Annotated in this window: 3 protein-coding genes; 1 reads left to right on the top strand and 2 read right to left on the bottom strand. The window is 40.5% G+C overall.

Annotated elements, in window-relative coordinates:
- The coding region (locus AC1DDX_RS27035) for a glucosidase family protein (protein ID WP_477622988.1) at nt 1-625 on the top strand (625 nt) is incomplete at its 5' end.
- Nucleotides 626-631: 6 nt separating this feature from the next.
- Here AC1DDX_RS27035 and AC1DDX_RS27030 read toward each other — a convergent pair.
- Nucleotides 632-916, bottom strand: a complete 285-nt coding sequence (locus AC1DDX_RS27030; protein WP_172660179.1) for a hypothetical protein — start codon at nt 914-916, stop codon at nt 632-634.
- A 55-nt stretch (nt 917-971) separates the two neighbouring features.
- Complete coding sequence (locus AC1DDX_RS27025) at nt 972-1,706, bottom strand: ThuA domain-containing protein (protein ID WP_477622987.1); 735 nt, start codon at nt 1,704-1,706, stop codon at nt 972-974.
- Between the last annotated feature and the right edge of the window lie 146 nt (nt 1,707-1,852).

The raw sequence follows: 1,852 nt of genomic DNA, 5'->3' as shown, positions 1-1,852 counted from the left end.
GCTAATTATTGCACTCAACTATCTTCAGGAAATGACCACTGATAAAAACCAGATCACCCAATGGAAAGAATTACAGAAATCAGTTAAAGCAAACGTGAGAAAACACCTGTGGGACGAAAAAAGGAAGAAATTCATTCCTCATATTTATCCGGGAAAATCTCCTGTCCCCGCAGGCTTTGACGAGAATAATATTCACTATCACGGAGGTACTGCGGTTGCTATTGAGGCAGGATTATTATCAAAAGATGAAATTGCAATCGTTAACAAACAAATGGTTGAAAACGTAAAGCTTTCGGGCATGCCAAGTATTGGCCTTACCATATACCCTACTTATCCTGAGGGCCTTTTCCGTGGAGGGATGTCAAAACCATACATTTATCAAAATGGAGGAGATTGGACCTGGTTTGGAGGAAGAATGATCCAGCAATTGATTGCTAATGGATTTGTAAAAGAAGCTTATGAAGAAGTTCGCCCTATGATTGATCTTGTTATCAAAAACCATGGTTTCTATGAATGGTATGGCAAAGGTGGGGTACCAAGCGGTTCTGGCAAATTCAAAGGCTCTGCAGGTGTTCTTAGTAAATCAATTACTCAGTTTAAAGACTGGGCAAACGAACAGAAATAACGACCTCTAAAGCCCCTCAATATCGCTGATCTGCTTGCCAATATCTTGTACTACAAGTTCATCAAGCAGCAGATCAGCATGCCCGGATGTTTCATCGTACTCATAAATGGGGTAACCACCTGAATCCAGATCGTCAGCCGAAACAGCCTCCCAGCTCCCTGATTTGCTCATAAATATTTCCCCTACAAGTCCGCCATGACAAACCACCTTATAACTGCCTGCTTCCTGGGGGTGTATGTTTAAATCAACCTTTTCCCCATGACTGGTGATGATAATATTAAACGGGTCCATAATTTGCTCTCCTAATGTACCTTATAAACCAACAACAGACTAAATAGTTTTCATTTCAGGATTTTTTTCTATGCCCCAATACCGACCATTCAATGCCCTGCAGTAGCAACTTCCTGTAATTGGGATTTCCAAAGGCTTCCGGCCCATGTCCTAGTTGGATGAACAATACATCTGCTTGTCCATAGGTATTAATCCATGCGATATCATGTGAACTCCCTGGATGAGTAGTACTAAGCAGGGGTCTGATGTTTGGCTGAGTACCAAAATGGCCATATACTTCATCGTAAATCTCGAAATCTTTAAGCCCTTTGGTAACAGGATGCTTATGGTCTTCAATTTTTACGGGTATAATAACATCGTGCTGGTAGCTTGATTTTATGGTATCCCCTTTTACAACGGTTGCCTGCTCATAATATTTACCTCCAATGATCTTCTGAAACTCATCCCAATCCTGATAAGATACCAAAGAATGATGCAAAAATATCATTGCCTTTCCCTTGTACAACAAATGCATATAAGCCTGTTTTTGTACAGAAGTAATGGAATTGTACATATCGTAAAAAACCAGGGCATCATACTTATCAACAGCCGGAGAGGCGATCAGCTCATTGGCTGCAGGTTGTTCCAGTTTGTCATAGCTAATATTCTTGCTTAATGAATCAAACATATGATAAAACGGCTCCTGCTTAAAACCATGCCCGCCTGTAATGACCAGGATGTGTATCTTCTTCTGTGCAAAACAAGCTATACTAATGATACATAGCAGGATGGTCATTCTCATTGATTTCATAATTTTCATATTATTGTTAGCTCCAGCTGTTCGCCTCTTTTTGTATCAAACGTAAATGTTTTACCAGCTAACACCTCTACCTTCTGCCCGTTCCTGATTAACTGCACTTTTTTTCCCAACCAAGGGTTGTCTATACTGCATGGTCT

The organism is Pedobacter sp. 10L46_2, from assembly GCF_056395165.1.
The sequence above is the reverse complement of the archived record's forward strand: the minus strand, read 5'-3'. Positions and strand labels throughout refer to the sequence as shown.

Bases quoted from the DNA above. Each gene is read 5' to 3' on its own strand.
- AC1DDX_RS27030 (WP_172660179.1), bottom strand. From the start codon at position 916: ATGGACCCGTTTAATATTATCATCACCAGTCATGGGGAAAAGGTTGAT.
- AC1DDX_RS27025 (WP_477622987.1), bottom strand. From the start codon at position 1,706: ATGAAATCAATGAGAATGACCATCCTGCTATGTATCATTAGTATAGCT.